This is a genomic window from Paenibacillus montaniterrae (assembly GCF_018403185.1).
GTDB lineage: Bacteria > Bacillota > Bacilli > Paenibacillales > Paenibacillaceae > Pristimantibacillus > Pristimantibacillus montaniterrae.
In genome coordinates, this window is sequence record NZ_BOSE01000005.1 from 26882 (window position 1) to 50733 (window position 23852).

Here is a 23852-nt window from a genome sequence, read left to right on the forward strand (position 1 = left end):
AAGCTGAGCTAGCCTTTGATCGCGCCTGAAGAAACGCCTTTGACAAAATATTTTTGCAGCGATAGAAAAGCGAGTAGTACCGGTACTAGCGACATTGTAGTACCCGCAAAAATCATATCCCAGCGCGAGGAAAATTCGCCTACATAGTAGAACAGCTCAACGATCATTGTTTTGGTCTGGCCTGAAGGCAGCACCAGCATCGGCATAAGGAAGTCATTCCAAATACCAAGACCTTGCAGCACGACCATACTCGCCGTTACAGGACCAAGCAATGGAAACACAATTCTCCAGAAAATGCCGATCCGCGAGCAGCCGTCGATTTCCGCAGACTCTTCAATTTCACGCGGAACTCCCTTCAAAAAGCTGGTATAGAGCAGGACGCCAAAGCCTACCGAGCCGGCAATGTAGATCATAATTGGACCTAGCAAATTGCCGAACAGCCCCATCATATTGAGCTGCTTGAATAGCGGAATCATATACACCTGAAACGGAACCATCATCCCGAACAGGAAAAACACATAAATCGCATTGGTCCAGCGATTATTCGTGCGCTCAATCGCGTAAGCTGCCATCGGAATAATGACAACCATCGCAATAATCGAGCCAACTGTAAGAATCGCACTGTTCAGCATCGCTTTCGGGTAATCAGTTTTGGTTAGCAAGTATTTAAAGCTTTCTGTATACAGCTCGGTAGGAAATGCCAGGGCATCTCTTAAAATGTCTGCGTTAGATTTAAAGGCTGACATAATGTTAAAAAAGATTGGAAAAACAAAAATAACAGCTATGACAAAAGTGATAACAAATATAATGATGTTGCTCGATGTTATCGGTGTTTTTGTACGTTTCTTCATCTTACATTTGCACCTCTCTTTTGCGCAGCAAACGAATTTGAATAAGTGAAATAATCATTATGAGGATAAACAGCACAATTGCCAGCGCCGTACCAAAGCCTTGACGGCCTTCGCCGAAGGCTACCTTATATATAATGTAAGTCAACGTTTCAGTGGCAAAGCCTGGACCACCATTGGTCATGACCGCGATTTGGTCAAACAGCTTCAAGGAGTTGATCATCGACAGCATAACGCAGACCGTCGTCGCACCGGCAAGCAATGGGAAGGTAACATGCCAGAACTGCTTCCATTTGCCTGCTCCGTCGATGCTTGCTGCCTCAAGCAGTTCCTGTGGGATGCCCTGCAAGCCTGCCAAATAAATAATCATATAATAGCCAGAAGCTTTCCAAACCGTTGACAGTATAATCGATAGCAATGCATAATCAGGATTTCCCAGCCAATCTGTCTTCAGTGCGGACAAGCCTACTAAATCGAGCAATTGATTGACAACGCCGAAGTTATAATTAAGAATAATCATCCAAATAAAGCCCATAATAATGCCGCTCATTAACACAGGGAAATAAAAAATGCTGCGGAACAAATTTTTCAGCCAACGCACCTGATCGACCAGTATCGCTAATAGGAGTGCGACTACATTTTCCAAAATAACAAGGGCTATTGCCACAATAATCGTGTTCGTCAACGCATTGTGCACCCTCGGACTGTTCCAAATTTCTTTAAAATTTTCAAAGCCAATATAGCGAATATTGTCGCTTATGCCATCCCATGAGGTGAAGCTTAAATAAATACTGCTAAAGGTTGGGACCATGACAAATATGCAATAGAGTAAAAAGGCAGGCAATATAAACCAGATTGCATAGCTCCGCCACCATTGTTTTCTTTTAATGCTTGAAGTTGAGGCATTCATATGTCTTTCTCCTCCTGCTCCTCTATATGGATGTAGAGTAGAAAACCTCCGTGGATCAAACGGAGGTTTCCCCAAACGATTAGCCTTTGCTTGCCATTTATTGAAGATTAGCCTTTACATTGCTGTCATATTCGGTATCCGCCTGCTTCATATAGTCAGCAACATCGCCATCGCTGACAACAAGCTCCTGCAGCAGCTTATAGAACCAGTTGCGGAATTGAGGCGGAATCGCATTTTCACCATACCATTGGTTGATCATCATAGATTTAGGAACAGACTCGTCACTCATTAGTCTTAGAACCTCTTGCATTTGTTCATTCGTCTCATAAGTAACCTCTTGCACTGTTGTAGGAATGCCGTTTACCGTTTCCAAATACGGTCCGTATTGCTCAGGATCGAAGAAAAATTTAATAAACGCTGTAATCGCTTCAACTTTATCCGGATCTTTAGAAGCCTCGGCAGATAGCGACCAGCCTGCCAGAGTAGGCAAACCATTCACAATAACAGAGCCGTCACGGCTTGGCAGCGCATAGAAGCCAAATTCAAAACCAGGATCAGCTTCTTCAATTTGGCCAAACATCCATGGACCAGAGTAAAGCTGAGCTGCTTTGCCCGTTACAAGCATTGATGCTGTTTGGTTGTCTCCTGTACTCAGCCAGCCTTTATCTACATATTTGGTAAACAATTCCTTATAATCTGTAATCGCTTGCACTGGAGCGGCATCAGTAAAGCTTGCCGTTTGAGCGATGCGCTTGGAATTCCAATCTGGATCGCTGCTATAAACATTGCTAATCAAGAAATAGTTAATCCAGAATCCCATATGGAACAAATCCTTGCCGCCCACTACGATTGGAGAAATGCCGCTTGCAAGCAGCTTCTCTTGAATTTCCAGAAACTCATCATACGTTTTAGGAAGCTCAGTTACGCCCGCATCTGCGTAAGCCTTTTTGCTGTAAATAATGCCGTTAGGATTATTGCCTGTTAACGGTGCGTTATAATATTTTCCATCATACTCAGGCAAAAATGTGAACAAGCTGTGCAGCTCTTCAGGCAGCTCAGCCAGCTTGCCTGCATCTGCGAAAATTTTCGTATCGCGCATTTCAACAAGATCCGGGAATTCCCCAACCGCTTCTTTCGTTTTCAGCCAGTCCAAGTAAGATTCACTCGTAGTCTCGCTAATATTTTTAATCGTTACATGCGGATAAGCATCCGTAAAAGCATCAATCGTAGTCTCAATTGCTTGTTTCGTTGCCGGGTCTCCCGTTGCATACGCAATTGAGATCGTAACCGGATTCGCCTGATTGCCTCCAGCCTCTCCCTCTGCTTGAGAATTGCCGCCATTATTGTTCCCGTTAGTCGTTGAGTTCGTATTCGTGTTGTTTCCTCCACAAGCCGTAAGCACCAGCATAACTGCTACTATTCCGGAAAAAAGCTTAAAGAATGATTTCTTTGCCATCTGTATGTCCTCCCTTTTTAATGAAAATCAAGGATGTCAATTTCCTTGAATTAAAATTACCATTGCTGCGCTTTGTTATAAATGAAGTTTTTTAAGCTCGGTATGCTAGTTATTTAAGCTGTTTACAGCGCTCCGGAGCAAAGCATCCTCAACGCTACGGAGCAATGCATTCTCCAGTCGCTTTTTAAATCGTAATGCTCTCTATTTGATTTTTTAAGGTTGCATTACGATGTTAAAGGCGACACACGTTCGTTTTTCAGCGCTCCGGAGCAAAACATCCTCCAGCCGCTTTTTAAATCGTAATGCTCTATTATTAAATTTTATAAGGTCGCATTACGATGTTAAAGGCGGCACACTCCGTTTTTCGGATTGTTTTGCTCCTCCGCTGTAGTTTTTTGAGTGCAGGACCAAGAAGATGGCACGATACTAGAAGGCAAGGAGCGCAGCGTAGGCACTTGCTACGTGAGCACCGGAGCCTTCGGTAGCGTGACATATTCGCCGCCGAATCAATTCCGAAGCCTGGCATCGTCATCAAAGTCCGGTTTTTAAACAACCTCTTTCCAATCGAAGTTTAAAAACTGGGCTTTCAGGACCAAGAAGCTTGGACGCTAGTAGAAAACGAGGAGCGCAGCGTAGGCCAAAAGCTACGTGAGCACCGCAGTTTTCGCTAGCGTTCAAGATTCGCCGTCGAATCCGCTACAAAGCAACTACATCGTCATCAAAGTCCAGTTTTTAAACAACCTCTTTCCAATCGAAGTTTAAAAAGCTTGAACTTCAGGACCTAGAAGATGGCACGATACTAGAAGGCGAGGAGCGCAGCGTAGGCACTTGCTACGTGAGCACCGCAGCCTTCGGTAGCGTGACATATTCGACGTCGAATACGCTACAACGCAATCGCATCGTCATCAAAGTCCAGTTTTTAAACATCCCCTTTCAAAGGGAAGGTTAGCTTGATTGACGTTCCTATACGCTCCACACTACTAATTTCAAGACCATATTGCTCGCCACACAGTGTTTTGATGCGATCATGCACATTTTTCAAGCCAACGTTCTTCGCTGGTGCTTTAGGGTCGGTCAGGCTGGCCTGCAGCCTTTGCAGCTCTTCCTTGGCAATGCCAGCACCGTCATCATAGATCGTGACCGCAAGCTGCTGCTCAACGGCCTCAACCATGACCAGCACGCTTCCTTTTCCGCCCTTGGGCTGGATACCGTGCTGTATCGCATTTTCAACAATCGGCTGCAGCGACAGCTTCAAAATTTGATAGTCAGGTTTAACCGTGTCGTCCATCGCGACTCGCAGCTCGATTCTGTTTTCAAATCTGACTCGCAAAATATAAAAATAATCCTCAAGATGGTTAAGCTCGTCCTTGATTGAGACCCAGTCCTCTCCGTAATCTATCACGTATTTTAATTGATTGGAGAGCGCAAGGATCATCTCTGCTACCTCTTCATCGTCGTTATAGACTGCATTCATACGGATGACCTCTAGTGTATTGTATAAATAATGCGGCCGAATTTGGCTTTTCAGCGCATTTAATTCCGCTTGCTTCTGTTTGATTTCTGCCACATAAGCATCATTAATAAAAATTTTCAGTCTCTCCACCATGCGGTTAAAGCCAAATGCAAGCCTGCCTATCTCGTCTTTACTGTAATGTTTAATTTGCGCATCCAAATTTCCCATTTCCACCTTATTCATATGCTGCAGTACAACGCGAATCGGCGAGGCCAGCTTTTTGGAAAACAACGTCCCCATAGCCAGCAGCACAATCGCACAAATGACAATTGCAATATAGACTGTTGTTTGCGTAGCTGTCAGCTGATCGAATAAATTCTCTTTGGAAACCTTTATTAAAATGCTGCCATTAATATAAGGAATTTCATCACTAAAAACTAAAAAGCCACTTGCTTCCTTGTTCAATCCGCTGGGCTGCTCCGTTTCTGTTTTGTCTGGCAAATTGCTGTAATAGATATGATCTTCACCATCAAGCACATAGAGCTCATCTGATTTGCCAAGATTCAATTCTTTAAAGTAGTTGCCCAAAACCGCAGCATCCACATCAATAAACAAGCTGCCTACCACTTTATGCTCCTTCGTCAGCTTGCCCGATATATCAATCAAATTTCGCCCAAATGTAATCACTTTTTGCTCGGGAGCGTTGTAATAGTGCTCCCCGTGTGTCGGAATAATCGTTAACTGATTGGGTCGATCCGCTAATGTTTCTCTCCACTCGACAGTAGGAAGCTGCTCGGCTTGAAGCGGCTTGCTTTGCCGGGTCTGATAGTAAAGTTTAGAGTCTTTGGCCCGAATAAAATAGACACTGCGAATATGCTTGTCGCTGTACAGCAGTGTTCTTAAAAAAGCATCGATCGGCACATTATTGATCTGCTCATATTCGTTGACATTCGCGGTCTGATCAATCGAAATCGTATGCGAGTAGCCTTCATACCTGCCTGTATACATGAGGCGAGTAATTTCATCGTAATCTGAGAAGAAGTTGTTAACGTTGTAGCTCATATACATTGACATTTGCTTCAAATTGTTCAGCGTAAACTGCTCAACATGACCTGTGAATGCTTGAAGCGAAAAAATGCTCAATGAAATAAGCGGTATTAACCCGACCAACAAAAATGCCGTAGAAAATTTAACAAATACACTGCTCCACCATTTCCTCATCGCCATCATCGGAGATCCCCCTCAACTTTCCAGCACTTCATATATGAAAACAAACTCTCTCGCGGCCAGCATTTAAGACCGGAGAGAGTTTTTAAATTCCTGGGGCAGCTTGCCTGTATGCTTTTTGAACATATCGCTGAAATGCCGCGCATTTTTGTAGCCAACCTTTTCTGCAATTTCGTACACCATCATATCGGAGTGCTTTAGCAAGGAAATCGCCTGGTTCATCCGCAAATCGGTTACATATTGTTTAAAGTTTTGCTTCATTTGCTTTTTAAAGAAGCTGCTGAAATAGTACGGATTCATAAAGGCGATAGCTGCCACTGTTTCTAAAGAGATGTCGTCCATATAATGACTTTCAATGTATTGAATGACCCGTTCAATTAGCTTCTGCTCCTTATTGATCGGATTGTCTCCGATTCGGTTGGACAGCTCTTGCAGCATGTTGTAAACCTCGTCGCACATTTTTTCATAAGTTTCGTATTGACCCAAGCGGTGCTGCAAATGCTGAATGTCAAAGCCTAATTCAGACATCGGTACATCGGACTTTTTTACCTCCTGCACAATATACAGCACAGAGGAAAAACAAGTAGCTACTGCCAGCTGTCGATTGCCAATCGTTGCTTGCTTAATAATTTGAAGCAGCGCTTTCATTTTTTCCAAAGCGATGTCCAGTTCATTTTCCGTTAACGCTTTAACAATTTCAGATTGCAGCGCAAACCATTCATGCTCACTGTTTTTTCGCTGCTCAAGCCGCTCGTAACGCAGCACTTGATTCAATCCTGAAAAATAGGTTAACCCCAGCGCTTCCTCAGCCTGCTTTTTAGATTTTTTCAGCTCGGCCAAGCGCTGGACAGGCTCTCCGACACCAACAGACACCTTTAGCTTAAGAAATTGCAAAATATTATTTTTAATTGCATTGCCGAGCAGCAGCAGCGTCTTGTCCTCCTCATAGCTTATCGCAAAAATAAAGTGATTGGATTTGATGCAGGTATATCCTTTGCCGTGTGTCCGAATGCTTTCCTGAATTATATTGTGAACAGCAAACTCTACCAGCTTTAATGTTTGCGCTGGCCAGCGACCATTGTCGTGCTCCATAGGATCGAGTGAAACTATCCCGACAGCATGCTTGGGACCTTTGAGCTCCTGCTGCAAATAGATGTAGCCCTCTGAGCTTTCAGCAAGAAGCCCCTCTGTCAATTGCTCAAGCCACAACTCAACCTCACTGTCGCGATTTATTCTTTCCAAATGATCAAGCTTGTTGCGCCGTAGATCCTCTTCATTCTCCTCATGAATTAAAGAAAGCGTTTTAGCAACAGCTGACTCGAGATCAGATTTTTTAATTGGCTTTACCAAATATTCTACAGCTCCATAAGCGATCGCATCCCTTGCATAGGAGAACTCCTGATAGGCGCTAATAAAAATGATTTTGCTTGGCAACTCTCGCAGCTTCGCCTCCTTAATTATGTCAATACCGCTATAGTGCGGCATGCTAATATCGCTAATGACAATATCAGGACTGTGCCGCTGCATCAGCTCCAAAAGCTCCTTGCCGTCATATGCATATCCGACAATTTCAATGCCAAGCTCTGACCAGGGCAGCAATTTGCTTAGGCCTTTTACAATTAGAGGTTCATCATCCGCAAACAATACCGTTATGTTTCTATTCATCGTTCCACCTCATTCTTTCGCTCAGCCCCAACTTAACACAACTTTTAAAGATTGTTAATAACCTTTTTTAAGGTAAAATACAGTTTTTTTAAGCATTAGAAAAAGCCTGCTTATCCAACAGGCTCTTTCCTAATTACATGGTATACGGCGTATAGCTTGCTACAAAGGAATGTATAATCCCCATAAATAATTGCTGTCTGCGAGTCTGAGTGGATAGAACTACACTATTCAGGAAGTGCCTGGTATCGCTAGCCAATGTATAAGCATATTTGCTGTCCGAGGTTATAGCTAATCCATTTTGAATCTGAGCGAAGGAAATCACCTTTCCCGGTGGAGTCGAAGTGCCAACGGGCACAACCGGGTAAATCACTAAGCCTTGACTGCTTTCAAATTGGTCTCCAAACGTCACACATACCCATTTTTCATCGGGAGAAACCGCTATGCAATTTTGTGCCGAAATATTAGGAGTAAGATTTTCGATCACCTGATTTCCATTCATTCTCAGTACAGGAAGCGGAGTTTCATATGTTCCATCGGTTTGAGTCACGTATCTGGTATTGTTGGAAAGCACAACTGGCACCGTCGGTGATATAATATCCGGCCCCGTCAAAACTTGGCTGTCGGTTAAATTACTTACAAGAGAATAATAAATCCCTACACCGTTATTATTACTACCACCATTACCAGGGATAATTAACGGGTTCATACTCTGAATCTGATCTCCCCCCATGCCTTTGACAATTGCAAGCTGACTTGGTCCACCATAAGGCCAAGGATAGCCATAAAGATCACTGACATGCTTAAAAATATTTCTCGTAATGGTTTGAGAGCCTATTGGTGTTGCATCCACAATCATTTGTAGAGTCGCATCCCCAAAACCTGAAGTCGCAATAAAAACATGTCCTGCTCCAGTTGTCATTCCTTTAACTCCGTTTGAAACATCCAGTGAATAAAGCAACTGGTTGCTAACTGCATCTACAACTGCAACAGTATTATTCAAGTACCCCAGATAGACATACAAACTATCTGGAGTCACCAAAATATATTCTACAGGATAGCTCGTCTTCATGCTGGATAAATCAATCGTAGTCACAATCCCCGGATTAACGGTATTAATAACGAATAGAGTTTTAAGATGACTATTGCTTACATACACCCGAGTCCCTTCCGGGTTGACTCCTACTTTTAATGGTGGATATAAATTAGGCGGCGTAGTACCGACTGGAACTGAAGCTACTGGCTTGTTCGTATCAGGGTCAACAAAGCCAAGAAAAGCGTTGCCGCTATAGTCTTGATAAGCCACATAAACATAATTGGTTACCATCTTTTGAATCAATCCTTTCATATGGATTATTTTGTTCAATGATGACTGACAGTGAACCCTAACTCTATGAGTGTCAGAAGTTCAGCATCGTCAAGCATTGTACAAGTTAATCTATGAAAGGTCCGTTCCAAAATTAACGGCTAATTGTCTCCACTTTTCTCCAAATTTTGTGCTATCGGTAAACCGTATACGCTTGTTAAAAACAAGTGAATGTATAGCAGCTAGCTGCTTTCCCGAATTACCTTCAGCTTACTCAACATCAAAATCAAAGTATTTCTTCGGATACGGCTCATTTTTCAACGTATAGTGCCACCATTCTTTACGATAAGGCTCAAAGCCTGCCGCCACCATTGTTTCCTTTAGCAGCAAGCGCAGCTCGCTTTGCTCTTTGGTCAACCCCGCTGCTTCATGGGCAGAAATATCACCAAAAAAATCATACGGCCCGCCCATATCGAGCGATTCGCCTGTCTCCTTATCAGCCAACGTCAGATCGACCGTGCTGCCGCGCGAATGCCCCGAGCGTCGAGCTAGAAAACCGAGCTCAAATACATCGCTTTTATCTACATCAGGGTAAAACTGTTCCTTCATCCGTTCATCCTGCTCATCTTTCGCCCATCTGCCAAAATGCGCTACTGCCTTTTGCGGGCGATAAGCATCATATATAAGCAGCACATAGCCGAGCGGCTCCATCGCTTGTTCGACCTTTTTCAGAGCCGCTGCAGCCTTTTCGCTTAAAATTGCAAACGGCGCGTTATAACCATCAATTTGCTCGCCAACAAAATTGTATTCACCGTAATAGCGAATATCATAAAGCGCATGCTCCAGCACCTCATCGACGTATACAAAGCCCTCTGGAAGCTCTCTTTTCTTGTCGAATTCTACTTCTTCAGCGGACTGAGCTTCTATAGATTCTGGTTCAGGTTCTATAGTGGATTCTGGTTCAGATTCTTTGGCGGATTCTGTGAGAGCTTCACTGTGAGACTCCTGTTGCAGCGCATCATCTGCTGGATCGCTGCCGTTGGAGTCGGTGCCAAAAGCTGATTCGATTCCCTCAGAATCAGCTACTGAAGAAATCTCATTTACTGATCCATCCTTGTCTTTGTCTGATCCCTTCTCTTCAGCGCTGTTCGTAACCTGCTGCTGATTGTCGGCCGATGGACTGGATGCAGCACAGCCTGCCAGTAATACAACGAAACATAACATCAACCATTTTAAGCGCATGTTGTTCCCTCCTTGCTCTACGACAAATGATTGATCGAAATTCTTAATCTATGAATCTATGAATCTATGAATGAGCAAGTGCAGCAGTTAAACGCTCAACTACTATCGCTACTCCATCTTCATCATTGCTGGCTGTTACTTCATCAGCAAGCTGTTTAAGCTCAGGGATGGCATTGCCCATTGCAACAGCATGTCCGCATGCTTCAAACAAGCCGATATCATTGGTATCGTCGCCAAATACGATAACTTCATCAAGACCTATGCTATAGACATCACAAAGCCGCTGCAGCGCAAGCTCCTTGGATACCTGCAAATGAGCAATCTGCACAAGCTGGCCTTGATCTGTGACAAGCACATTTACTTCATCGCCAAACTGCTCAACCAAGCCCCGCCAATTGTTTAGCCCGGCAGCTATTATTTTCGACGGGCTTACGGTTTGCATTTCCTCCAAGGATTTCAATATTGGCTCCCCGCCAACAGCCTGAACAACCGAAGCATCAAACTCGCTTATTGTAAACCATTGGTCTGCCACCTCAATACTAATGTCAGCATTCGGCTCCTGCATAATAAATGATAGTATCCGTGCAGAAAGCGTGCTGTCAATCGCTTGATGATACGTAAACTGGCTGTGACTGCAGTTTATCATCGCGCCGTTGTAATAAATATAAGCGCTTATCCGCTTTAACGCCTCAGGCAGCAGCATTTCCACAGCACGCGGCGGTCGTGCAGTAGCTACGATCAGTTTCAATCCCAACTGGTGTGCGCGAAGCAAAGCATTGCAGCTTCGTGCTGACACCTGCTTGCTTGAATTAAGCAAGGTTCCATCCAAATCTACAGCAATCGCTTTTATTGCCATACTATCACCCTCTCGTTTGATTCATTTGAGCTTGCAAACTTCTAAGCTTCACTCCTGCTGGATTGTCAGGCCTTGGACCAGGTGGCCCGCGTATATCCGATCCTCATTCCGACACGTTCCATATTGCGATGACTGGCGGAGCAGTATGTACATTGCCCTACTACAAGCTTGCAGCCGTTCAAATAAGCATCGTTAATTCTGCGTTGCAGCAGTCTCGTTTGCAATCCTTGCTGTCTGTACTGCGGCAATGTCGCTGCAAAGGTTAATGAAGCTACACCTTCCTCCATATGCATAACTGCAACGGCAGCAGGTGCATTACGATAAAATCCAATATAATAGCGCCAGTTTGGACGAATAAATAATACCCGATTGTTTTCAGCTACCGCCTCTTTTCCGTTCAATGAAAGACCAGTGCCAAGGCAGTGGATTTCAGCATAGGTGTCAAGCTCGTCAGCACTAAGCTCGCGAACGCTAATCTCCTCATGATCGTCAAACACTACTTCTCGTGACTCGCAATATAAGCTGGTATGAAAGGCTGATTGATAAAAGCCTGCACGATGCAAAGCCTGCAGAACAGAACGATTCGCTTTACTTGGAATAATATGAAACTCAAAATCTCGTTCACGTTCGCGATAAAATTGGAGCAGCTCAGGAATATCCGCTTCTTGTACCAACCCTTTTACATTGTTAAATAATCCCCATGGCATCGTCTTGCTGTAAAATGCGACACAGTCTGCTACCCGCTTGATTTCAATTCCTTCCGGGTTGCCTGTCCGCTCGCCTATTGCATTCATACGATCTGTCATATAGTGGATTTCGCTTTTTTCCAGCGTATCTGCCAGTGCTTCGTTAACCATTCTGCTGTCCGCCTCCTCGCATTTTATTAAACTATCAATCTAGATATATTACCATAACGTACCAGAAAAAAGACTGTAGATCAACTATGCTCGAAAGCTAAAGTTTCTCTACAGTCTGTAGGTCTGTCAAATATAGGCTAGTCGAAATAAATGGCTTTGCCGGTTTTCGAAGACTCGTAAACCGCCTCCAAAATTTCTGAAACAACACAAGCCTGCTCTGGTGTAACGAGCGGCTCACTGTCCTGCTCGATAGCCTGTAGCCAAAGTCTCGCTTCCAGCTCCGCAGGATCATCCTTGCTGCCATCATAGAAATCAACACCGCCAGCCTCAAGCTCGATGCGGTTCGTGAACAGCTTGCTGTTTTTCTCGCCGTTAATGCGCAAGCCATCCTCCATATCCGCTCCACCTTCTGTTCCACACAGCGTAGTTTTCGCTTCGCCAGTGTGCAGCATATTGATCGCCCAGCTTGATTCGAGCATAATCGTTGCACCATTTTGCATCGTAATCATTGCCATTGCCGAGTCCTCCACCGTAAACTTCTCAGGGTCCCATGAGCCCCACGCATTTGCGGCATTCGCTTTTTTCGACAGCTTATGAAATGCTGTGCCAAGCACGACCTTCGGCTTATAGTTGTCCATCATCCAAAGCGTTAAATCAAGCGCATGCGTCCCAATGTCGATTAGCGGGCCTCCGCCTTGCTTTTCCTCATCGAGAAACACGCCCCAGGTAGGCACTGCACGGCGGCGAATTGCATGAGCCTTGGCATAATAAATTTCGCCAAGCACTCCTTCCTCACACAGACTCTTTAAGTATTGTGAATCAGATCTGAAGCGATTTTGATAGCCGATTGTCAGCTTTTTGCCTGTACGCTTGGCAGCTTCAACCATGCGACGCGCATCTGCCGCCGTTTTAGCCATCGGCTTCTCGCACATCACATGCTTGCCCGCTTCCAGTGCAGCGATCGAAATATCGGCATGCGAGTCGTTTGGCGTACAGACATGCACGATATCGAGAGAGCTGTCGGACAAAAGCTCCATATAATGGGTATACACCCTTGCATCTGATGAACCAAACTTTTCACTGGCTTCTCTTGCCCGTGCTTCATCAATATCACAGAAGGCAACCATCTCAGCATTCGGCTGCTTTTGCAAGGCTGGCATATGCTTGCCAAACGCAATCCCGCCACAGCCTATAATTCCAATTCGATGTTTCTGTGTCATTTGCATACCTCCAATAGGTAAACAGCATCATTCTGCTTACCGTTTTTTCTTACTTTAATCGTGTGCCAAGTACACAATAGAATTGACACCTACTCTCATTGTACCGTTTCACATCGAGTACATACAACTTGTCCTTTAGGATGTTTAAAGCGGTATCTTTGTTCTTGAAATTACACCTTAATTTTGCTATCATTGAACTTGTCCTAAATTCAGGATGCTTTTAAGTCTCTAACTCTTATTGACATAACGAAAATATTGGTCTCATCGTTATGGTTTTAACAGATGACTCGAGCTTGTTGGCTGTTAAATTATCCATGTTAGAGATATATTGTCTACAGAACAATTAAACCCATCGCCATAAAATAAGGGCGAATGAGTTGACATGTATTTTTATCTATAAGGTTTGGAAAAGGAAATTAAATGCGGGCGCCCAGAAGCTCTGCAAACGTCGTTTGCACAAAGGGTGCGAAGTTAATTAGATTCATATCTCGTTAACAAGCATTTTATATGAATGCTCACTTGGAACACCAATTCGTAGTGACTTCATTTTGTTCCTTTTCAAAACCAAGGTAAAGGTATGTGCTCATCTCGTTCACCCTTTTTTGCTTTTAAATTTAAAACAGGAGAGTGTTTGATGTATGAAAAAGAAGAAGAAAGTGGAAAAGTTGATTCGAGAAACGCTTTATGAAGTTGAACTTATCAACATCGAGTTTAAACAAATCATTGATAAGACAAAAAAACAAGGAAAAAACAAATTGAGAGGCTTTGAGCTGATTTCCGATAATGACCTGGTAGATATTTATACAAAACGAAAGGATAGAAAATATGCTGCGCTAATTATCGAACTGTATGCGCTAGTGGAACAGCTCCTTAAGGATAGTTACTCAATCTTACTTGATAGAAAAGAATATAAAAAGGAAGAGGATCTAAATATCATTGTAGATTTACAAGAAAAGCTTAAGGATTCAATTCAGTTTGATTCTAGCTTCAATATTAAGCAGCTTGCAGACCTCAGGAATTATATTATTCATGATACATTTTCTTTAAAGCAAGCAAGAAAAAGTTTGGGGATTTACAGCAAAAACAACAAGGCACTGCTCAAGAGACTGTTAAAAAACGTATATCAATATGTGAATAGTATTGCAGTTCAATAAGTATTACCGTACTTTATAACGTACAGCTGTTTAAACAATAAAAGACTGGAGGGAGCATGTTGAGCATGAAACTTCCAGTCTTTAAGCTTGCTTTACCAGCACAGCATGTAAACAATTTTTCAGATGATTTAATTGAATAAAACTGCCATAATCAGCTATATTGCCGTTGACGTAGCGCCTCATAAAGCAATACTGTCGTCGCCATCGCTACATTCAGCGATTCGCTTTGCCCTGCCATCGGTATAATCACCGTCTGATTGACGAGCGCCTCCACTTCGGCTGACAGACCATCGCCTTCGCTGCCCATGACGAGCCAGGAGCCTTGCTTCCAGCTATATTCATAGCAATTTTGCGTTGCTTGCAGGCTTGTGCCTACGATATGAATGCCCTGCTGCTTTGCCTGCTCGATTAACGGACGCAGCTCTCCTTCTATAATGGGCAAATGGAACAAGGAGCCCATTGTAGAGCGTACTGTTTTGGGATTGTAGAGATCGACGCAGCCGCTCCCCAATATAACGGCATCGGCGCCAACCGCATCGGCGCTTCTTATAATGGTGCCGACATTTCCCGGGTCGCGCACGCCATCAAGCACGACGACAAGGCCATTGGGCTTGAACAACGCAGCGTCGTCAGCTTGCGGCTTGGCCAGCACAGCAAAAAGCGGCGGCGGCGAGTTCGTGCCGGTGCATTTGGCTAGAACATGCGGTGTTGCCTTGTACCATTCTGTATATGAATCCACCCTGGATTGCAGCGCGGCAATTTCCCCAGGCAGACCTTTTTCAGCATCATAAATTATCGCTTCAATTACAGCTTGAGCCGCAATCGCTTCCTTTAGCAAATGAATCCCTTCAATTACAAATCGCTGCTGGCGATCGCGATGTTTTTTTTCCTGCAGTGCTGCCCATTGCTTTACGCGATCATTTTGCACGGATGAAAGCAGCAAATGCTCTTTAGTCATACCTTTCACAAACCTTCCTGAAATCATTGCTAAGTGAATGATACATTACTCTTCTGGGCAAAGTAAAGCTATTACCAATCAAATACATAAGGAGGATATTAAGAATGCAAAATCTTGATCTTCGCCAAGCGATCATAAACCGTATTCAAAGTAATAGCAAAAATGAAATTCATGAAACGATTGACGGTTCATGCGATGCTGATGAGCGCGCATTGCCAGGACTAGGCGTATTGTTCGAAATTATTTGGAAGGACTCCAGCGAGGCTCAGCAATCGGAAATGGTTAACACGCTATATGAGCATTTGCATGCTGATCCATCCAAAGCCTCGCCTTCCTATTAAGCTTGATAATACGGCTGAGAGGTATAGACGATCCGGCCGTTTACAATCGTTTTTTCCACATAGGGCAGCCCATGAAATTGGTCGACTATAATGAGGTCGGCCTTTTTCCCTTTGGCGATGGAACCAACCTGCTCCGCGATCCCCATTGCCTGCGCAGGGTGCAATGTCGCCAGCTTTACCGCATCCTGCAGCGGCATATTCGCTTCCTCTACCAGCTTGAAAATAGCTTGCAGCATTGAAGCAGGATGATAATCGGAGCAAATAATGTCAGCGCCCGCTTCGCAAATGGCATCAATTGCCCGCAAATTATGATCATGTGATGCTCCGCGCACGACATTTGGAGCGCCCACGCATACATGCATCCCGCGAGCCGCCGCATGCTTGGCAACCTCTAATGTAATTGGAAACTCGCTTACGTTAATGCCGCTCGCCACTCCACTCTCTACCTTGTCCAATGTATCATCGTCATGGGAAGCCACCGCAATCCCTTTGCCGCGCGCACGCAGCACCAGCTTGTTCAGCTTGTCCCAATCAATCGCTTGCCTGCGCCGCAGCAAATCGTCTACAATCTCTTTTACCTCGCTTGCTGTTACGCCTTGATTTTTCATAACATAGCGCTCAAACGAGCCTTCCTGGCGATACTGACCTTGGCCCGGAGAATGATCCATATACGATAAATAATGAATGAGCCCTTCGTCAATAAAGTGCTCCACCATCGGCAGCCCATCAACATAGGAAACCTCAAACCGCAAATGAATAAGGTTGCGCACCAAGCCTCGTTCAGCATTGTAGCGATGGATCAAATCTATTAGCTCAGAAACGAGATGATAGCCGCGCAAGCTCAGACCCACTCCTAGCGAAAGAGAGTGATACATCGTCGTAATACCATGTACAGGCAGCTTGCGTTCAAATTCAAGCAGCGACATTTCCAAAGGGAATAAGGTGTTCGGCCGCGGCTGCACTTCTTTTTCGATTGCATCACAATGAATATCAATTAGCCCGGGCAAAATCATTTTGTTGGTAGCATCCATAACTTCGATATGCTGCACATTTTGCTGTTCATAGCTTGCAATAATGGTTTCAACTGCGACCTCGGCAGAAATAATTTGCTCAATAATGTTGTTTCGTATGACGACAGAAGCTTGTATGGATGTTTCCTCCGTCACCACGGTGCCAGAGGCCAGAATGAGCAGCCGTTCTTCCTCAGACTGCGTTATGTTGGAATCCGCAATTTTACTCATAGCGGCGCCTCCTTAATTAGTTGCATTTTATTCATTGTAAATCGTTGTAAAACATTTGTAAAACAGAAAGGCAAAAGCGCCTTTCGACACATAACAGCTTGCACTGCTACGCATCAAAAGGCGCTTGTTCATTTGCATATTAATACACTACGAATTAAGCACCTGGAAGCTTCGTTTGCCAAGCGGCATCAGCTCAGGCTTGTCGCAGCTGCTGCTCATCATATAATGCTGGCCGCTGGATGCCGCATCGTGAATGCCATGCATCGCCTCCAGTACATGATAGCCAAGCTTGCCGCTCGCTCGCTGCGCTCTGCCTTCCAATATTGCCGCAGCCATTTCGGCAGCGCCCAGTCCACGGCTATTGTCTGTATTGCCAAACAAATGCGGAATGCTGCTCCATTCCTTTGTACCGGCACGGTGAATTTTAATTTCGCCGCCAAACATGTTTGGATCCGGCACAACCAGCGTACCATGGCTGCCATGCACTTCAATGCGTGGAAGCGTTGAAAAGCCAGGGATATCGAAGGAGGTAATGATCGTACCGATGGCGCCGCCTGCAAAATCCAAAATACCCGCCACATGCGTCGGCACCTCAACCTTAATCTTCTGACCGTATTTCGGCTGGCTCGTAATCGTGCGTTCCGGATGGGAAATGTTAGCAGCCCCCGTTACCCGTGTAATCGGGCCAAGCATCGCTACCATCGCCGTCAAATAGTAGGGTCCCATATCGAACATCGGGCCGCCGCCAGTCTGATAATAAAATTCCGGACTAGGATGCCAGCTTTCATGTCCGCCCGATAGCATAAATGCGCTCGCGCTAATCGGCCTGCCGATCCAGCCATCCGCAATCGCTTTCGCGGCTGTCTGAATACCGCCGCCAAGGAATGTATCCGGCGCACTGCCTGCATAAAGCCCTTTCTCTTCCGCGAGTGCAAGCACCTGCTGTGCTTCCTCGCGTGTTACGGTGAACGGCTTCTCTACATAGACATGCTTGCCTGCCTCCAGCGCCTCCATGCTGACGCTGGCATGAGCTTGAGGAATCGTCAGGTTAATAACCATTTGAATTTCAGGATCTGCCAGCAGCTCGGCCACAGACAGCCCGCGGATCCCGTGTTTCTCCGCCTTCTCCTGAGCGCGCGCGACGTCAAGATCGGCGACAGCAACAACCTCCATGCTGTCGAATTTGCTGCCATTTTCCAAATAAATGCCGCTAATATTGCCCGCACCGATAATTCCGACTTTTAATTTATCCATTGACATCGTCACCCTATCCGCTACATAATCTAGTTCACTTGATTGTCCTGCATGCCTGTGTAAGTACCTGCCAGCACGCCTGCTTCTGCGGCAAGCGACTTGCCCTCTGCGCACCATAAGAAGCCGCGGCGCATCATTTCCTGCACCTCTGCGATTTCCATAATATTCGCTTGATGGCCAAGCGAGTTGTAATAGACTCTGCCCAAGCCCCAGCGCTTCGTCCACGCTACTGGCATATCTACTGCCTTATTAAAGGCATGAGGCCCGTCTACCGTTGGGAAGCGTGTTGTCGCCAGCACTTCAACGGCTGGATCAACATGCAAATAATATTGCTCGGACGCTACTTCAAAATTTGCAATGCCTTCTACAAGCGGGCTGGAGCTGTTGCACATTTCCACAGTATAACGCACACCGTCATTGCCCGGATGAGCAACCCATTGACCGCCCGTCATAAACTGCCAGTCTACGTTTTTGCGGAAAGCGTCGCACATTCCGCCATGACAGCCAGCAAGCCCAACACCGCTTTGCACGGCTGCCGATACGTTATTAACAAGCTCCTGCTCAATTTCACCCATCGTCCATACCGGAATAATCAAATCAAGGCTTTTCAAATATTCAGCATCGCCAAATGCCTCCAGCTTATCCTGAACGTCAACCTCAAATCCTTCTGCTTCAAGCTGCCGTTTAAAAATGTGAGCGACCTGCTCCGGCTGATGACCGTCCCAGCCACCCCATACAATTAGTGCTTTGCGCATCCTCTATTCCTCCTCTATTCCATTTCGCTAATCGCAACCCAGCGGCGCTGCTCAATTGAGCGCTCTACCGCCTCCAGCACCTCCTGGCATTTCACTCCATCCACAAAGTTCGGTACAGGCTGGCGATCATTAGTGATAGCGTCCATCAGCTCTACCATTTCATGCGTAAAGGTGTGCTCGTAGCCGATTGTATGCCCAGCCGGCCACCAAGCGTCCATATAAGCATGCGCTGGATCTGTAGCCAGCACGCGACGGAAGCCCTGCACATCTGCTGCATCGTCGCTGAAATAAACCTCGAGCTCATTCATGCGCTCAAAGTCAAAACGAACACTGCCCTTGCTGCCGTTGATTTCAAAGCCGTTCGTACAGCGATGGCCGCCAGCAAAGCGCGTTGCTTCAATGCTGCCAAGCGCGCCATTTTCAAATCTGGCCATCATGAGCGTTGCATCGTCTACTGTTACCTGTCCCATTTCCGTATTTTCGCCGCTCGCAGTGGCGCTTAGCCCCGTCATATTGGAGGCGATTGGACGCTCCTTAATAAAGGTTTCACTCATCCCGATCACTTCGGCAAATTCACCGACCAAATAACGAGCCATATCGACGACATGAGCACCTAGATCGCCCCAAGAGCCAGAACCGGCAATTTCCTTTTGCAATCTCCAAACAAGCGGGAATTGCGGGTCCATAATCCAGTCCTGCAAAAATTGGCCGCGGAAATGATAAATTTGTCCAAGTCTTCCTTCTTCAATCAGCTTTTTCGCCAATTGTACAGCTGGCGCAAAGCGATAGTTGAAGCCAACCATATGCTTGATGCCAGCAGCCTCGGCTGCAGCCAGCATTTCGCGGGAATCTGCAAGTGTTAGCGCCAGCGGCTTTTCACAAAAAATATGCTTGCCTGCCTGGGCCGCTGCAATCGCAATTTCCTTATGCGCATTGCTCGGCGCATTAATATCGATCAAGTCGATATCGTCACGCTTAAGCAGCTCGCGCCAATCCGTCACCGCTTCCTCCCAGCCAAACTGCAGACGCGCTGCTTCAAGCGCCTCGGCATTGCGTCCGCAAATCACCTTCATCTGCGGTGCGGTGCTATTAGGGAAAAACATCGGCAGCACACGATAAGCATTACTGTGCGCCTTACCCATAAATTTGTAGCCAACCATTCCAATACGAACTTGTTTCATCACAAATTCCCCTTTCTATTTTCAAATTGAAGATTGCCTGATTACTAAGGAAACCGGCATGATTGCATGCGATTCCTCGCGATGCTTATCGTCAAGCAGCATCGTAGCCGCTTTTACTCCCATTTCGTAAAACGGAACCGATATACTCGACAGCTTGGGAGTCACAATTTTTGCGCCATCGGAGTCATCATAGCCAATGATGCGGTAATGCTTGCCTGCTTCAAGCTGATGCGCAGCCAGCCCCTCCATTGCACCAATCGCCATCCGATCATTGGCTGCAAAAATGCTGTCGATCTCGCCCGCCTCGATTAAGCCTGCCAGCTTTTTGGCGGCATTCATCCCGCTTCTGCGGCTATAGTTCCCTTCGACAAGCCACTGCTCCTGGCAGTGGATATCGCGCTCATGAAGCGCCTTCAAGTATCCGTTATAGCGATCAATACTGTTGGAATACTGCTTAGGCCCATTCAGCAGCGCTACTCGCTTGCTGCCCTGCTCCAGCAAATGCGACACAGCTAGATAGCTGCCATACACATGATCGCCATCAACAAAACGAAACGGCATGCCAGCATAGCGCTGATTAATAATAACAAACGGATAGCTGTGATCGGTCAGCTCCTGCAGCGCTGTGCGTTCTTCCTCGCTGTCAGTTGATCCTAAAATGATGCAGGAATCTATCTTTTTAGAGCGAAATAGTTTAGTATAGTCTCTTTGCTTTGCAGGGTCCTGAAACACCATCAGCAAATCAATATTTTGCTTGCGTGCAACCTCTGCAATTCCGCTTAAAATTTCTGAAAAGTAATAGGTTGAAAATAAATGAACCTTAGGCACATGCGGCAGCACGACACCAAGGTTTCCGCTTTTTTGGCGAGCAAGCTGTTGAGCTAGCGCATTCAGTTCATATCCGAGCTGTTCAGCGGCTCTCAGCACCTTTTCACGCGTCTCCTTTTTGATCGGACCGACGTTGTTCATAACGCGCGATACAGTCGCTTCAGACACCCCGGCTAGCTTGGCAACATCTTTTCTGCTCATTCATTAACCTCCTTTTCTTAAGAAATTTACCAATACAATCACGATGTACACGCGTACATTATTTCATGTAATCGTTTACTTGTCAATCCTTTTTTATAACTGATTATGTTTGGGCCAAATTACTTACGCCGGGATGAACTAAGGGGCCGCCTGAAAGGGAAGACTCATGCCGATTTCCCAGACAGCCCCAAACAAAGCAGCCGCGCCTTATAGCGCCCAGTCGATTTCCTGCTGACCGATGCTGCGCAAAAACTCATTCGTTTTAGAATAAGGGCGGCTGCCAAAAAAGCCTCTGCTGGCAGACAGCGGGCTCGGATGCGGTGACATTAATACAAAATGGCGATCGCGATCAATCATGCGCAGCTTGTCCTGTGCATGTCTGCCCCATAAAATAAAAACAATCGGCTGCTCGCGTTCATTCAATACTTCAATAACACGATCCGTAAACAGCTCCCAGCCTAGCATGCGGTGGGAGTTTGGCTCCCCTTGCCTAACCGTAAGCACGCTGTTAAGCAGCAGCACTCCCTGCTTGGCCCATTTCTCCAGGCAGCCATGCTTAGGCAGCGGAATGCCCAGATCATCCTGCAGCTCCTTCAGCATATTGCGCAGCGATGGCGGAAACGGCACGCCTTCTTGAACGGAGAAGCTTAGCCCATGCGCTTGACCTGGTCCATGATACGGGTCCTGTCCCAAAATAAGCACCTTCGTCTCCGCATATGGCGTCATATGCAGCGCATTAAAAATATGATACATATCCGGATATACCGTCGCGCGGCTATATTCCTGCTTCAATGCTTGCCGCAGCTTAATATAGTAGTCTTTCTCAAATTCAGCCTCCAAATAGTGCGCCCAATCATTTTGTAAAATCTTCATGCCTGTCCTCCATTCCGTTCATAGCACTCTAGCAATCTACCTTCTAGCAATCTACTATCTACTATCTACTATTTACTATCTACTATCATCCAAATCTATTGTAAGTTGTTGAATTTATGCAGTCAAATCGCATACGGAGCCAGCTTGCCAAGCCCCGGGACGAAGCTTCATGCATGAACGGTATGGCGGCTTGCAGCTTTTACAGTTGCTGTTTAGCTTCCTTCTTCTTTCCTCTCGTAAATTTGCCCTCCGACAATAACAAGCCCGCTAGCGCCAGCAGCGTGCCGATTCCAACAGCAGGCGTAATGTTTTCCTTGAGCATAATCGCTGAGGCGATCACCGTTACAACCGGCACCATATAAATATAAACGCTTGTTTTGACCGCCCCCAGCATTTTAACAGCGGAGTTCCAGGTAACAAAGCAAAGCGCGGAGGCGCCCAAGCCAAGAAAGATAAGATGGAAAAGCGGAAGCGGCTCGACAAGCTGCCCCCATTGCGGCTTAAAGCCGTAAATCGCTAAAACAGGCAGCATAAAGATTAAACCGTAAAAAAACATTTTGCGTGTAGCTTGAACGGTGCTGTACGGAAACTGGCTGATCTTTTTGGTCAAGACCGAATAGACAGCCCACACTACAGCGGCCGCTATTGCAAGCAAGTCGCCCAGCGGATTAAGCTTTAGATTATAATTGCCGTTAAAGCTAATTAAAAAGATTCCTGCCAGTGCTATCGCAAAGCCAACGAAAAACTGCAGATTCAGCTTCTCGCCATCCAATAAAAAATGAGCAAGTATGGCAGTAAAAAATGGTACGATGGAAACGATGACGCCAACGTGAGAAGCTAGCGTGTAGGTTAGCGCAATATTTTCCAGCAAAAAATACAGAGTAACGCCGCATAGCCCAGCAGCGGCAAAATACCATTCATGCTTTATTACTACACGCTTAAACGCAATCGGTGCAAGCAAACATAAAGCAATAAAGCCAATAGCAAAGCGCAGAAACAAAATTTCAACTGGTGAAATCGTCTCCAGCAATAGCTTTGTAGAAATAAAGGTCATCCCCCACATTAGAATCGTGATCAAGGCCAAGGAATGCCCGATAAGCTTTGGATCTCTGTTCATATCTGTCCTTTCCACTGCAAATTGCTAGCTTTTGTAAATATTCATATACTGCTTTGGCGTCAGCCCAATAAATTTCTTGAAAAAGTTGGAGAAATGACTTTGATCGGAAAAGCCTGTCTGCAGGGCTGCGTCAATCGGCAAAACGCCCTGCTCCAGCAGCTTCTTAGCTTTGCCGATTCGTATCGTCTCCAAATAACTATAGGGCGAGATACCCTTCTGCTTTGTAAAGCTGCGCAGCAAATAATATTTGCTCAGTCCGGCAAGCTTGCTTAAATCATCCAGCGTAATGCTATCCATATAATGCTGCTCCAAATAATCGCAGATCGCTGTAATTGGCTCGCTTTGCTCTGAATTCGCCGATCGTGCATCCTGAATCGCATGCTCCTCAATCAGCTGCTGCAGCAAGAAATAGAACAGCTCTTCCTTTCTAAATTCCTTTTCCTTGCTCATAATCGCTAGATGCAGCTCTTTTAACAGCGGGACCAGTTCGCTGCCGAAAACAACATTTGCAGAGAAATACGGCAGCTCTTCCTTGCCTGTAATCTCCAGAGCTGCTTTGCGCATCGTTTGCGGCTGCACATTAATGCAGCGATAATTCAGCGCTTCTCCCTCCACCTGCTCGCAAGCATGATTGTCGAGCGGATTAAACAGCAGCAGATCGCCGGGCATAATGGTATACGTATTATGCTTGCAAGATAGATAGCGCTTGCCGCTTTCTATAAACCCGATCACATAATAATCGTGAAAGTGATTGGGAAACTTCTGCATAATGCCCGCAAAATGATATGCTTCAAGCTTCAGATCAGCATCGTATACAACTGATCTCATTTCTTTGCCCATAACCTCTTCGTCCTCCTCGCCATGCTTGCAAGTATAGCAGCTGTGATAGTCGCAAATCTTGTATCATATTGC

General features: G+C 45.7%; 21 protein-coding genes. 2 read left to right on the top strand and 19 right to left on the bottom strand.

Annotated features, from left to right (window positions below):
• Nucleotides 1–8: 8 nt before the first annotated feature.
• From KJS52_RS14035 to KJS52_RS14080, 10 genes are all read right to left on the bottom strand, one after another.
• A complete protein-coding gene (locus KJS52_RS14035; RefSeq protein WP_213516241.1) occupies nucleotides 9–851 on the bottom strand; it encodes a carbohydrate ABC transporter permease in 843 nt (280 codons plus the stop codon).
• Between the two features lies 1 nt (nucleotide 852).
• Nucleotides 853–1758, bottom strand: coding sequence for a carbohydrate ABC transporter permease (locus tag KJS52_RS14040; protein ID WP_213516243.1), 906 nt, complete (start codon nucleotides 1756–1758; stop codon nucleotides 853–855).
• A gap of 97 nt (nucleotides 1759–1855) precedes the next feature.
• Entirely contained in the window at nucleotides 1856–3214 is a 1359-nt protein-coding gene (locus tag KJS52_RS14045; RefSeq protein WP_213516246.1) for an ABC transporter substrate-binding protein, read from the bottom strand.
• A 919-nt stretch (nucleotides 3215–4133) separates the two neighbouring features.
• Entirely contained in the window at nucleotides 4134–5897 is a 1764-nt protein-coding gene (locus KJS52_RS14050; RefSeq protein ID WP_213516247.1) for a cache domain-containing sensor histidine kinase, read from the bottom strand.
• Between the two features lie 63 nt (nucleotides 5898–5960).
• Complete coding sequence (locus KJS52_RS14055) at nucleotides 5961–7559, bottom strand: response regulator (RefSeq protein ID WP_213516249.1); 1599 nt, start codon at nucleotides 7557–7559, stop codon at nucleotides 5961–5963.
• A 133-nt stretch (nucleotides 7560–7692) separates the two neighbouring features.
• Entirely contained in the window at nucleotides 7693–8904 is a 1212-nt protein-coding gene (locus KJS52_RS14060) for a YncE family protein (RefSeq protein WP_213516251.1), read from the bottom strand.
• A gap of 228 nt (nucleotides 8905–9132) precedes the next feature.
• Complete coding sequence (locus KJS52_RS14065) at nucleotides 9133–10104, bottom strand: M15 family metallopeptidase (protein WP_213516253.1); 972 nt, start codon at nucleotides 10102–10104, stop codon at nucleotides 9133–9135.
• Nucleotides 10105–10168: 64 nt separating this feature from the next.
• The gene (locus KJS52_RS14070; protein ID WP_213516255.1) at nucleotides 10169–10960 is read right to left on the bottom strand and encodes a Cof-type HAD-IIB family hydrolase; all 792 of its coding nucleotides are present in this window, start codon (nucleotides 10958–10960) and stop codon (nucleotides 10169–10171) included.
• A gap of 65 nt (nucleotides 10961–11025) precedes the next feature.
• A complete protein-coding gene (locus KJS52_RS14075; protein WP_213516257.1) occupies nucleotides 11026–11817 on the bottom strand; it encodes a GNAT family N-acetyltransferase in 792 nt (263 codons plus the stop codon).
• Nucleotides 11818–11954: 137 nt separating this feature from the next.
• Nucleotides 11955–13037, bottom strand: coding sequence for a Gfo/Idh/MocA family protein (locus tag KJS52_RS14080; protein WP_213516258.1), 1083 nt, complete (start codon nucleotides 13035–13037; stop codon nucleotides 11955–11957).
• 638 nt (nucleotides 13038–13675) lie between these two features.
• Here KJS52_RS14080 and KJS52_RS14085 point away from each other — a divergent pair.
• Complete coding sequence (locus KJS52_RS14085) at nucleotides 13676–14191, top strand: nucleoside-diphosphate sugar epimerase (protein WP_213516265.1); 516 nt, start codon at nucleotides 13676–13678, stop codon at nucleotides 14189–14191.
• Nucleotides 14192–14342: 151 nt separating this feature from the next.
• On the opposite strand, the gene KJS52_RS14090 is transcribed toward KJS52_RS14085, so the two are convergent.
• Complete coding sequence (locus KJS52_RS14090; RefSeq protein ID WP_213516267.1) at nucleotides 14343–15149, bottom strand: TrmH family RNA methyltransferase; 807 nt, start codon at nucleotides 15147–15149, stop codon at nucleotides 14343–14345.
• Between the two features lie 104 nt (nucleotides 15150–15253).
• Between KJS52_RS14090 and sspI the strand changes: the two genes are divergently transcribed.
• Nucleotides 15254–15490, top strand: a complete 237-nt coding sequence (gene sspI / locus KJS52_RS14095) for a small acid-soluble spore protein SspI (protein ID WP_213516269.1) — start codon at nucleotides 15254–15256, stop codon at nucleotides 15488–15490.
• Here the strand turns inward: sspI and KJS52_RS14100 are convergent.
• The 8 genes from KJS52_RS14100 to KJS52_RS14135 all read right to left on the bottom strand — a co-directional run bounded on the left by KJS52_RS14100 (nucleotide 15487) and on the right by KJS52_RS14135 (nucleotide 23780).
• A complete protein-coding gene (locus tag KJS52_RS14100) occupies nucleotides 15487–16731 on the bottom strand; it encodes an alpha-D-ribose 1-methylphosphonate 5-triphosphate diphosphatase (RefSeq protein ID WP_213516271.1) in 1245 nt (414 codons plus the stop codon). The two genes, sspI and KJS52_RS14100, sit on opposite strands and share 4 nt — an antisense overlap.
• Before the next feature lie 147 nt (nucleotides 16732–16878).
• Nucleotides 16879–17985, bottom strand: a complete 1107-nt coding sequence (locus tag KJS52_RS14105; protein ID WP_213516273.1) for a Gfo/Idh/MocA family protein — start codon at nucleotides 17983–17985, stop codon at nucleotides 16879–16881.
• A 29-nt stretch (nucleotides 17986–18014) separates the two neighbouring features.
• Nucleotides 18015–18740 (bottom strand): ThuA domain-containing protein, encoded by a 726-nt coding sequence (locus KJS52_RS14110; protein ID WP_213516275.1) that lies wholly within the window; start codon nucleotides 18738–18740, stop codon nucleotides 18015–18017.
• Nucleotides 18741–18754: 14 nt separating this feature from the next.
• The gene (locus KJS52_RS14115; protein WP_213516283.1) at nucleotides 18755–19921 is read right to left on the bottom strand and encodes a Gfo/Idh/MocA family protein; all 1167 of its coding nucleotides are present in this window, start codon (nucleotides 19919–19921) and stop codon (nucleotides 18755–18757) included.
• Nucleotides 19922–19942: 21 nt separating this feature from the next.
• Nucleotides 19943–20950 carry a LacI family DNA-binding transcriptional regulator gene (locus KJS52_RS14120; protein ID WP_213516285.1) on the bottom strand — a complete coding sequence of 336 codons (1008 nt, stop codon included), beginning with the start codon at nucleotides 20948–20950 and terminating at the stop codon, nucleotides 19943–19945.
• A gap of 207 nt (nucleotides 20951–21157) precedes the next feature.
• Nucleotides 21158–21823 carry a uracil-DNA glycosylase gene (locus KJS52_RS14125; RefSeq protein ID WP_213516287.1) on the bottom strand — a complete coding sequence of 222 codons (666 nt, stop codon included), beginning with the start codon at nucleotides 21821–21823 and terminating at the stop codon, nucleotides 21158–21160.
• A gap of 199 nt (nucleotides 21824–22022) precedes the next feature.
• The gene (locus KJS52_RS14130) at nucleotides 22023–22940 is read right to left on the bottom strand and encodes a DMT family transporter (protein ID WP_213516289.1); all 918 of its coding nucleotides are present in this window, start codon (nucleotides 22938–22940) and stop codon (nucleotides 22023–22025) included.
• Nucleotides 22941–22964: 24 nt separating this feature from the next.
• Nucleotides 22965–23780: an AraC family ligand binding domain-containing protein gene (locus KJS52_RS14135; RefSeq protein WP_213516291.1), complete on the bottom strand. Its 816-nt coding sequence runs from the start codon at nucleotides 23778–23780 to the stop codon at nucleotides 22965–22967.
• Between the last annotated feature and the right edge of the window lie 72 nt (nucleotides 23781–23852).

Coding starts and splice junctions, on each gene's coding strand:
- KJS52_RS14080 (WP_213516258.1), bottom strand. CDS start 13,037: ATGACACAGAAACATCGAATTGGAATTATAGGCTGTGGCGGGATTGCG.
- KJS52_RS14055 (WP_213516249.1), bottom strand. CDS start 7,559: ATGAATAGAAACATAACGGTATTGTTTGCGGATGATGAACCTCTAATT.
- KJS52_RS14135 (WP_213516291.1), bottom strand. CDS start 23,780: ATGGGCAAAGAAATGAGATCAGTTGTATACGATGCTGATCTGAAGCTT.
- KJS52_RS14085 (WP_213516265.1), top strand. CDS start 13,676: ATGAAAAAGAAGAAGAAAGTGGAAAAGTTGATTCGAGAAACGCTTTAT.
- KJS52_RS14130 (WP_213516289.1), bottom strand. CDS start 22,940: ATGAACAGAGATCCAAAGCTTATCGGGCATTCCTTGGCCTTGATCACG.
- KJS52_RS14070 (WP_213516255.1), bottom strand. CDS start 10,960: ATGGCAATAAAAGCGATTGCTGTAGATTTGGATGGAACCTTGCTTAAT.
- KJS52_RS14045 (WP_213516246.1), bottom strand. CDS start 3,214: ATGGCAAAGAAATCATTCTTTAAGCTTTTTTCCGGAATAGTAGCAGTT.
- KJS52_RS14050 (WP_213516247.1), bottom strand. CDS start 5,897: ATGATGGCGATGAGGAAATGGTGGAGCAGTGTATTTGTTAAATTTTCT.
- sspI (WP_213516269.1), top strand. CDS start 15,254: ATGCAAAATCTTGATCTTCGCCAAGCGATCATAAACCGTATTCAAAGT.
- KJS52_RS14075 (WP_213516257.1), bottom strand. CDS start 11,817: ATGGTTAACGAAGCACTGGCAGATACGCTGGAAAAAAGCGAAATCCAC.
- KJS52_RS14110 (WP_213516275.1), bottom strand. CDS start 18,740: ATGCGCAAAGCACTAATTGTATGGGGTGGCTGGGACGGTCATCAGCCG.
- KJS52_RS14060 (WP_213516251.1), bottom strand. CDS start 8,904: ATGAAAGGATTGATTCAAAAGATGGTAACCAATTATGTTTATGTGGCT.
- KJS52_RS14100 (WP_213516271.1), bottom strand. CDS start 16,731: ATGAGTAAAATTGCGGATTCCAACATAACGCAGTCTGAGGAAGAACGG.
- KJS52_RS14040 (WP_213516243.1), bottom strand. CDS start 1,758: ATGAATGCCTCAACTTCAAGCATTAAAAGAAAACAATGGTGGCGGAGC.
- KJS52_RS14120 (WP_213516285.1), bottom strand. CDS start 20,950: ATGAGCAGAAAAGATGTTGCCAAGCTAGCCGGGGTGTCTGAAGCGACT.
- KJS52_RS14105 (WP_213516273.1), bottom strand. CDS start 17,985: ATGGATAAATTAAAAGTCGGAATTATCGGTGCGGGCAATATTAGCGGC.
- KJS52_RS14035 (WP_213516241.1), bottom strand. CDS start 851: ATGAAGAAACGTACAAAAACACCGATAACATCGAGCAACATCATTATA.
- KJS52_RS14125 (WP_213516287.1), bottom strand. CDS start 21,823: ATGAAGATTTTACAAAATGATTGGGCGCACTATTTGGAGGCTGAATTT.
- KJS52_RS14090 (WP_213516267.1), bottom strand. CDS start 15,149: ATGACTAAAGAGCATTTGCTGCTTTCATCCGTGCAAAATGATCGCGTA.
- KJS52_RS14115 (WP_213516283.1), bottom strand. CDS start 19,921: ATGAAACAAGTTCGTATTGGAATGGTTGGCTACAAATTTATGGGTAAG.
- KJS52_RS14065 (WP_213516253.1), bottom strand. CDS start 10,104: ATGCGCTTAAAATGGTTGATGTTATGTTTCGTTGTATTACTGGCAGGC.